A 9,689-nucleotide genomic window follows, 5' to 3' on the forward strand; every position below is an offset into this window, starting at 1 on the left:
GATTTTTAAACAAAAAACTGTTGATTTTTGTGCCCTAAAGGCTCAGAACAAAAAGACATGCGCATAACCAGACGGGGAATCAAGTCAATCTGGACCTAATTTTGAACGATTTTTACTTGACTTTTGCCTAATTTATGCCCTCGACTTATATGAATAAGTCCTTATTTTTGCCATGGATTCACAGAAAACCGACAGTTACAAGAAAACCTTGAATATGAAATTGACAAAACGCTTATATACCTTATTGCTTACAACCGCTCTATTTGTAGCCGGCTTCCTGTTACCCGGATTTTCCACTTCCTGCACCGCACAGACAGAGGCGTCAGCTTCTCCGACCTACAGTTGTATCGAAGTTCCTAAAAACATCAGTTTTTGTGGTACGGAAATAGACCTGACACGTTATGACCGGCGTGAGCGAATGGACCGGGAACTGATGGCATTTACTTACATGCACAGCACTTCTCTGCAAATCATCAAGAGAGCCAACCGCTATTTCCCCATCATCGAATCCATTTTAAAGGAGCAAGGTGTACCCGATGACTTCAAATACCTCATGGCCATTGAAAGCAACGTGAATCCGCTGGCCCGTTCCGTAGCTGGAGCCGCAGGTTTATGGCAGTTCATGAGCGGTACGGCCCGCGACTTCGGGCTGGAAGTCAATCATCACGTAGACGAACGTTATCATGTAGAGAAATCTACCATAGCTGCCTGCAAGTACCTGAAACAAGCTTACCAAAAATTCGGCAACTGGGAAACGGTAGCCGTTTCCTACAATGCCGGACAAGGAAGAATCAGCCAGCAACAGGAAAAACAATATACAGACAATGCACTCGACCTTTATCTGGTGGAAGAAACCTCCCGCTACGTATACCGTATACTGGCAGTCAAGCTTCTGCTTACTGACCCGACCCGTTTCGGTTTTCACCTGAGAGCCAGCGACCTATATCCGCCTATTCCTTATCGCACCATAAAAGTGACAGAAGATATCGACGACCTGGCACGATTTGCCAAAGGTCAAGGCATCAATTTCAGCTTACTGAAAAGCATGAACCCCTGGCTTCGAGGAAGTTCTCTTCCTAACCATGGTGGAAAAGAATACCAAATCCGCATTCCCGATTCTACGGAGATGTATTACAACCCGAGGGTGACACACCCTCATAACCCCGCGTGGGTGAGTGAATAAAGACACATAGTTATCATTTTTTATTATAATCATTAATCCATGAAAAAACAATTAGTGTTAGGAATCTTAAGTGCCTGTGTGCTTGCGGGCAATGCACAGACATTTAAAGAATGGCAGGACCCGGAAATAAATGCCATCAACCGGGCACCGATGCACGCAAACTTCTTTGCGTATGAAAATGCAGAAATGGCTGCCAGGGCAGTCAAGGAAGACTCCAAGAACTTTATGAGCCTGAACGGAACCTGGAAATTCTTCTGGGTGCGGCATGCAGATGCACGCCCCACGGATTTCTGGAAAACCGGCTTCAACGATAAAGGCTGGGACAACCTCCAGGTGCCGGGAGTCTGGGAAACGCAAGGATACGGTGACCCTATCTATATCAACGTAGGTTATGGATGGCGCAGCCGTTTCGAAAACAATCCTCCCTACGTACCGACTGAAGAAAATCACGTAGGTTCTTACCGCCGTGAAATCATGGTACCGGCCGACTGGAAGGGTAAAGACATCATCGCTCATTTTGGAGCGGTCAGCTCAAATATGTACCTGTGGGTAAACGGCAAGTTCGTAGGCTATAGTGAAGACAGTAAGCTGGAAGCTGAATTCGACCTGACTCCGTATTTGAAGCCGGGACAGAAAAACCTGATTGCTTTCCAGGTGTTCCGCTGGTGTGACGGTTCCTATCTGGAAGACCAGGACTTCTTCCGCTATACCGGAGTAGCACGCGACTGCTATCTCTACACCCGCAACAAGAAACGTATTGACGACATCCGCGTGACTCCCGACTTAGACAGCGAATACAAGAACGGTTCACTAGCCATCAGCCTGAACCTGAAAGGAAGCGGGAACATCAACCTGGAACTGCTGGATGCCAAGAACCAGACCGTAGCTTCTGCCGAAGTAAAAGGTTCGGGCAATGTTTCGACTACACTTCAGGTGGAAAATCCCCAGAAATGGAGTGCAGAAACTCCTTACCTATACACACTGCGTGCCACTCTGAAAGACGGCAGCCAGACCAGTGAAGTGGTACCTGTAAAAGTCGGCTTCCGCAAGATTGAACTCAAGAACGCACAGATTCTGGTCAACGGCCAGCCGGTACTCTTCAAAGGTGCCGACCGTCATGAGCTGGATCCGGACGGCGGATACGTGGTTTCACGCGAACGCATGATTCAGGACATCCAGATTATGAAACAGTTCAACATCAATGCCGTAAGAACCTGCCACTATCCGGACGACAATTTCTGGTATGACCTCTGCGATAAATACGGTATTTATGTAGTGGCTGAAGCCAACATCGAATCGCACGGAATGGGTTACGGCGACAAGACACTGGCCAAGGAACCGACTTACAAAAAAGCACACATGGAACGCAACCAGCGTAACGTGCAGCGTGGTTTCAATCATCCGAGCATCATCTTCTGGTCATTAGGTAACGAAGCCGGATACGGTCCGAACTTCGAAGCTGCTTACGACTGGATTAAAGCGGAAGACCCCAGCCGTGCCGTGCAGTATGAGCAAGCCCGTATCGACGGAAAGACCGATATCTACTGCCCGATGTATGCCAACTACAAATGGTGCGAAGAATACAGCAAGGACGATAAATATCAGAAGCCGCTGATTCAGTGTGAATATGCACACGCCATGGGTAACTCACAGGGTGGATTCAAGGAATACTGGGATTTGATTCGCAAATATCCGAAATACCAAGGTGGATTCATCTGGGACTTCGTAGACCAGTCTATCCGCTGGACAGGCAAGAACGGCAAGATGATTTACGCTTATGCCGGCGACTTCAACCGTATGGATGACTCTGGTGACAAAAACTTCTGCGACAACGGTCTGATCAGCCCCGACCGCATACCCAATCCGCATGCTTATGAAGTACAATACTTCTATCAGAACATCTGGACTACTCCAGGCGATTTAGCTAAAGGGGAAATCAAGGTATACAACGAAAACTTCTTCCGTGACCTTTCTGCGTATGCAATGGAATGGGAGGTATTGAAAGATGGAAAGGCTGTCCGCAGCGGACGTATCGAGAACCTGAGCGTAGCACCTCAGCAGACCGCCAATGTACAACTCGACCTGGGCAAGACTTGCCAGTGCGGTGAATGGCTGCTCAATGTGAAATACATCCAGAAGAACCGCGAAGGCCTGATTCCGGCCGGTTTCGTAGTAGCTAAGGACCAGCTTGTACTGAATCCGTACAAAGCTCCGGCTATGGAACTGAAGAGCGTAGCAGAAACCAACCAGCAGGTAGTGGAACCACAAATTAACCCGAACTATCCGGACTACATTGCCGTAGAAGGTGACGGATTCTATCTGGAATTCAGCAAGCGAAACGGCTATCTGGACAGATACGATGTAAACGGAGTAAGCATGTTGAAAGAAGGCGAAGCACTGACACCGAACTTCTGGCGTGCCCCGACCGACAACGACTTCGGAGCTGGCCTGCAAAACAAATATGCTGCATGGAAGAACCCGGGCATCAAGCTGACCGACTTCAACTACAAGGTAGAAAACGGACTGGCTGTGGTCAATTCAACTTACGATTTGAAAGAAGTATCTGCCAAACTATACCTCACTTATCAAATCAACAACAAGGGAGCAGTGAAGGTAACCCAGAAGATGGTAGCCGACAAGAATGCCAAAGTATCACCGATGTTCCGTTTCGGTATGCAGATGGTGATGCCGAAGTCATTTGAAAAGATTTCTTACTACGGACGCGGCCCGATAGAAAACTACAGCGACCGAAACCACTGCACTGACTTAGGTATCTACAACCAGAAGGTAAGCGACCAGTTCTATCCGTACATCCGCCCACAGGAAACCGGCAACAAGACCGACATCCGCTGGTGGAAACAAGTGAACATGGCAGGCAACGGTCTGAAGTTCGTAGCCGAAGCACCATTCTCAGCCTCTGCCCTCCACTACACCATCGCTTCACTGGACGACGGTACGGAAAAGAAGCAGAGCCATTCGTTCGAAGTAGAAGAAGCAGACCTTACCAACCTGTTGATTGACAAGATACAAATGGGGCTGGGTTGTGTCAACAGCTGGGGTGCACTTCCTGAAGACAAATACATGCTTCCTTACGGAGATTATGAATTTACGTTCATCATGACTCCGGTGAAAGGTTATATCGCACACGAATAAATCAGCAAGACATACACTGATTCACTGTAACGCCTCGGTTTCAAAGCCGGGGCGTTCTTTTTATCCCCTTACGCTACCACAATCCCTTATCACACGAATAGCCTTCCATCAAGAAAGAAACGTCTCAGAAAAGAGATAACAGTCTATTTCCACTTTCTACGTTTTCCACGTCAGAGCCTTACGTTTCCGCCTGCAAAAATATACGGCTCCGTCCACCAAAACCTACATCTTCACCTTGGGAAACACAAAAAACGGGCTGAAGCTTATCTCAAAACTCCAGCCCCTACCGCAAATATAGGAAATGTATGCAGAATGATTATTCTTCCTTGTCCGCTTCTTCCTTAGGAGGTATGGTAGACGCATTTCCATCACGCACAGCCATGTAATGCGGTGACATGATTTCAACTCCCGCCTCATTGAAACGGTCCTGAATGTTCTGATGCAAATCTGAATAAATCTGTGCCAAACGGTCTGCATCCTTAATATACGCATTCACCTGATACACCGGATACCAGTCACTGAGCGAAGTGGAAAGTACAAACGGACGCGGGTCGTCCACCACTCCGGGCGTATTCAGTGCCGCCTCTATCAGCAGCTTGTTGACCACCCTCCAGGGCACATCGTAACCGATGCTCACCTCTGAATGGATAATCAGTCCATATTCCCGGGCCGACTGACTGAAGTTCACGGTATGTGAAGACATGACAAACGAATTAGGAATGGTCACCACCTCATTCTTAGGGGTACGGATACGGGTCACCAGCGGTGTCTTTTCCACCACATTTCCCATCGTATCGTTCAACTTGATACGGTCGCCAATCTTAAAAGGCCGCATGTAAGTGATTACCAGCCCGGCTATGATGTTGCCGATGACCGTGCTTGAACCCAGCGAGACAATCAATCCGACAAATACGGATATGCCCTGGAACACTCCTGAATTAGACCCTGGCAGATACGGATAAATCATGGCTATCATAAAGGCATAAAGCAAGAAACGGACAATGTGGAAGGTAGGCATCGCCCAGTCAGGATAAAATCCGCTCAATTTCAACCGTTCAGACTGCACCTCTTCAGCCAGGTAACGGAACAAACGTACCAGATACTTGATGGCCATATAAATCACGAAGATGGTGAACAGGTTAGGAATATAAGCTAGTATTCCGGTCAAGATGCTCTTCACCGGATTCCAAATGTAGGAAAGCAGCTGATAGGCCAGATTCTTGGTCTGCGGAAAAATAGAGAACAATAACGGAACCGTAAGCAATAATTGCAGGAGCATAAACGCATAACGAACCATATTGGTCAAAAATATCAATAACCGCACCTGCTTCTTGGTGTCCAGCAGTTCATAATCCTGAATCGAGAAAGGTTTCAGTCGTGTCTTTTCCAATCGTATAACCCGTACTTTCAGCTTACGGAACAGCCAATTGGTACCCCAGAACAGAAGGAACTGTCCCACAAGCACCAACACAAAATAGCCAATCCGTTTACACAACTGTAAGAGTCCATGTTCCTCCTTCATCACCTGTAGTTTCTTTATAATGACAAGCCGGTTTTTGGCTGCCAACTGGTCGCGCGTACAACTTTCCCACAGTCCGTCCAAATCCGTAAAGGAAACAATAACTTTATTGTCATACATCACATCCGTCACGATGTCACTGGTCTCGATATACACCGAATCAGGCTTCAGGTTAAAGCGTTTACCCAAGGCTGTAATGTCATTCGCCACATTCTCCGCACGCTGCTGGGGGGTATGTCCTCCCCGTTTGGCATAAAAATAAAATAAGGTATCCCCCTCTACCACTACCGGAATCCCCCGGGTTTCGTGACGCAGAGAGTCAATGCGTCGCTTCTGGCTGGCCAGTTTCATCGAATCATCGGCATATGCAGCCAACTTCATCTGCTCTATCTCCATACGGAGATTCGCTTCGTTCAACCGGGCAGCTGCCAACTCATCTTTCATGGATGCCAGACAAATGGAATCTGAATCTGCCGTTGAAACCGTGCCTGATGCGGGCAGACTGTCTGCACCCAAAATATCAAATACTTTTTCCACCACCTGAGCTGATGCCCCGAAAACAGAAAGACAAAGCAGGCAAAGGCAGCATAAACGAAATCTTTTCATGGTTTTATCAGTTATTTTTTTTCGGCGATAAAAATACAAATAAAAGTGACAAAGACACCTAATAAAACAGCTTATAATGCATATCATGCTTTTTATGGAATAATCTCTCACACATTCCTGCCAGACTTGATTAATTGCCGCACACACATGTTTTTTTACCAGATGAACCTCGAAATGTACAAGAAACAAGTTTTCGTCATTTTTAAAAATCCTAAAAAATTTTATATTTGCAAGACAAAACAGCTTTATCAGAAAGTCATCTCATAGAGAATTTAGTATATGTGAAAATATTGAATATGAAAAAATTTACAAGCCTTTTCCGTTGCAACGGCATACCTGTTATGTGCAGCTTGTTACTATGTATGCTAATTTCGTGTACACCTAGACAAAAAGCAAACCTCCAACAACGCAATGCCATAGATACCTTTCTCATTAACCGCTATGATTCCATTTATACTTATCCGGCTCTGATGGAACAACGCTTCCGAACAGCCCAAACCGGATTGACAGACAGTAGTGCTTATTATAAACTGGAGTTATTTTCAAGTTATTGCCTCTTTCTCCAAGGCTATGCAGACAGCGCTTTGTGGATAAACCGCCGGATAGAAGATTATTGCCATACACACCCCCATAGCGATGCCCTGGAAGCACAATGCTGGAACCACCGTTTTGCCATATTACAGGCATTATCCCAACGAGACTCGGCTATTGCCTGCCTGCATCATGCCTACAATGCTTTAATGAAATCAGACGATCGTTCTGAATTAGAAAACATATGCATCAACCTGGCAGACCAGTACAGACAAAAGGGCGAATTGGCCAACGCATCACGCTATTACAGACGGGCTTTATGGCTAGTTGACTCGTTAGGATCTGAACGTATTAAATTCAGTATCTACACAGGGCTGGCACAAGTTTATGCCGACTTACATAACTTCCATCAAGCTCACTACTATTTTGACATGGCTGAACGTAATCCCGAACCAAGACTTCATTATGAAAACTATATTCACTTTAATTCTAAAGGAAACTGCTATTATTTTGAGGAAAAATATCCAGAAGCTTTAGCTTGCTTCAAACAAGCTTATGAGGTGTGCCGCCAGTTCAATCAACCCTCGTATAATGCCCTTATTGAAGCCAATATTGGTGAAATCTTCACACTCATGAACTGCAATGACTCTGCTCATCATTATCTGAACAAAGCTTATGCTTATTTTAAGAATGACCCTACCACCGGTAAAGAAGTAATGTTCTATCTTAATAGCTTGCAGGCCGCACTCGCATTAAATGAAAACCGGCTGGACCGTGTAAACTATTATTTATCTCAACCATATGATTCAGTAAAAATCGGTCCGCTTTATATGTACTTACACAATAAGCGTTTCATGGAATATTATGCACGAAAAGGAGACTTTATCCATGCCTACCGCTACCGCGTAGCAATGAACGAATACGATGATTCCATGCGCAACTTACGACATATCAACAATATTGCAGAAATAGATTACCGCTATCGCCAAGACACCACTTTATTAAAACGTGATATCATGATAGCCCACAACCGAGAACAACTTTCCACTCAGCGTAATACGCTGATACTCGTGCTATCACTATTAATCATTTCCATTCTGGGAGCAGCCTTAATCATCGTACATATTAATCGCAAGAATGAACGCGAATATAGCCGACAACTGACTCTGGTATCACGACTACGTATGGAGAACGTAAAAAACCGTATATCTCCACACTACGTTTTTAATGTGCTCAATGCTGTGATGCCTGTTTTCAAACAGTATCCTGATTTGTCTCATCTACTGAAACTTTTTATTCAAGTACTGCGTGGCAACTTGTTAGTATCCGATCAAATAAGCGTACCCCTAGCCAATGAAATAGAACTGGTGAAAAACTATGTCACCCTACGTCAGGAAATCACACCAAGAACTCCCCCCACAAAATGGGAAATAGATTCTGACGTACCCTTGCAGATGTTCATTCCTTCAATGAGTATACAAATCCCGGTAGAGAATGCACTGAAATATGCTTTTGACAATGAGCCACCCACCGATGCTTACTTGCGAGTGCGTATCAAGGTAAGCGGACAAGGCATAGTAATTAACATTCGTGATAACGGTTGCGGATATGACCCGGGACATAGCGACAACTCAGAAAGAGGCACAGGCAATGGACTCAAAATGCTATTCCGTACGATAGAATTACTCAACGGGAAAAATACAGAACAGATGAAATTCAATATCAGCAATCTTTCCGCTCAAGGTGAGCAAGGCACACTGGTTAGTCTTTATGTACCATTTAACTATCAATTCAAACTATAAACAAATGACTACAAATATCACTACTATCATCGTGGATGACGAACCAAATTCTATCCGTAATTTGGCGGATGACCTGGCCGCTTATCCAGAAATAACCATTTTAGAGACACATACATCTCCACAAAAAGCCAAGAAAAGCATTATACAACATCAGCCCGATATACTCTTTCTTGATATCGAATTCCCCACGACCAACGGTATAGAACTGCTACAAGAAGTCAGACCCTATATATACAACAATATGCATGTCGTATTCTATACTGCATTTGACAAATATATGATTGACGCACTACGTGCCTCTGCTTTTGATTACCTGCTGAAGCCTTATCAACCGGAAGAATTACTCCAGATTATAGAACGTGTAAAACTCGAGAAAATCAATAATCCGATTAATTTTGAACAATCTATGTACCAGCTGCTCAGCAAAGACTGTAAATTCGCCGTGCAAACAGTAAATAATTTGTTGTTACTTCGTGATTCTGAAATACTTTATTTCCAATATTCCAACGAAAACCGTTGCTGGTACATGATGCTAACGAACATGAAACAACATCGCCTACGACTTAGTACAAAAGCACGTGATATTTTAAACCTGCATCCTTCCTTTATCCGTATCAACACAGACTGTATACTCAATATTGATTATCTATCTTCAATAGAAAACAGTACGTTGAAATGCATTCTATACGCACCTTTTAATAATTTGGAACTAATAGCCAGCCGACGCCACTACAGCAAAATAAAAGAAGCCTTAAAGCTTTTGTAAAAAAACGACCATCTAAACATCTTTCTCAACCGGTTGAATGTGCTCTCTTCACATCCAGTCGGTTTCTTTATTTTTCACTCTTTCACATTTATTTTCCGTTGTTTACTTTTGTGGATACAAATAAATTAT

The 9,689-nt window shown here is 44.7% G+C and carries 5 protein-coding genes; 4 read left to right on the top strand and 1 reads right to left on the bottom strand.

Annotation, left to right across the window (positions count from 1 at the left end; all coding sequences use genetic code 11):
• The first annotated feature begins 214 nt into the window (after nt 1-214).
• Together ACMJ0U_RS07480 and ACMJ0U_RS07485 are read left to right on the top strand one after the other, a co-directional pair.
• On the top strand, nt 215-1,183 hold the full coding sequence (locus ACMJ0U_RS07480; RefSeq protein ID WP_417129284.1) for a lytic transglycosylase domain-containing protein: 969 nt from the start codon (nt 215-217) through the stop codon (nt 1,181-1,183).
• Nucleotides 1,184-1,222: 39 nt separating this feature from the next.
• Nucleotides 1,223-4,336, top strand: a complete 3,114-nt coding sequence (locus tag ACMJ0U_RS07485) for a glycoside hydrolase family 2 TIM barrel-domain containing protein (protein WP_417129277.1) — start codon at nt 1,223-1,225, stop codon at nt 4,334-4,336.
• Nucleotides 4,337-4,652: 316 nt separating this feature from the next.
• Here ACMJ0U_RS07485 and ACMJ0U_RS07490 read toward each other — a convergent pair whose 3' ends face one another.
• Nucleotides 4,653-6,461 carry a mechanosensitive ion channel family protein gene (locus ACMJ0U_RS07490; RefSeq protein WP_417129278.1) on the bottom strand — a complete coding sequence of 603 codons (1,809 nt, stop codon included), beginning with the start codon at nt 6,459-6,461 and terminating at the stop codon, nt 4,653-4,655.
• A gap of 296 nt (nt 6,462-6,757) precedes the next feature.
• Between ACMJ0U_RS07490 and ACMJ0U_RS07495 the strand changes: the two genes are divergently transcribed.
• Nucleotides 6,758-8,794, top strand: a complete 2,037-nt coding sequence (locus ACMJ0U_RS07495) for a tetratricopeptide repeat protein (RefSeq protein ID WP_417129279.1) — start codon at nt 6,758-6,760, stop codon at nt 8,792-8,794.
• Between the two features lie 4 nt (nt 8,795-8,798).
• On the top strand, nt 8,799-9,560 hold the full coding sequence (locus ACMJ0U_RS07500) for a LytR/AlgR family response regulator transcription factor (RefSeq protein WP_417129281.1): 762 nt from the start codon (nt 8,799-8,801) through the stop codon (nt 9,558-9,560).
• Nucleotides 9,561-9,689 lie beyond the last annotated feature (129 nt).

Source organism: Phocaeicola sp. (genome assembly GCF_048170425.1).
In the GTDB taxonomy this organism is placed as follows: domain Bacteria; phylum Bacteroidota; class Bacteroidia; order Bacteroidales; family Bacteroidaceae; genus Phocaeicola.

Bases quoted from the DNA above. Each gene is read 5' to 3' on its own strand.
- ACMJ0U_RS07495 (WP_417129279.1), top strand. From the start codon at position 6,758: ATGAAAAAATTTACAAGCCTTTTCCGTTGCAACGGCATACCTGTTATG.
- ACMJ0U_RS07485 (WP_417129277.1), top strand. From the start codon at position 1,223: ATGAAAAAACAATTAGTGTTAGGAATCTTAAGTGCCTGTGTGCTTGCG.
- ACMJ0U_RS07500 (WP_417129281.1), top strand. From the start codon at position 8,799: ATGACTACAAATATCACTACTATCATCGTGGATGACGAACCAAATTCT.
- ACMJ0U_RS07480 (WP_417129284.1), top strand. From the start codon at position 215: ATGAAATTGACAAAACGCTTATATACCTTATTGCTTACAACCGCTCTA.
- ACMJ0U_RS07490 (WP_417129278.1), bottom strand. From the start codon at position 6,461: ATGAAAAGATTTCGTTTATGCTGCCTTTGCCTGCTTTGTCTTTCTGTT.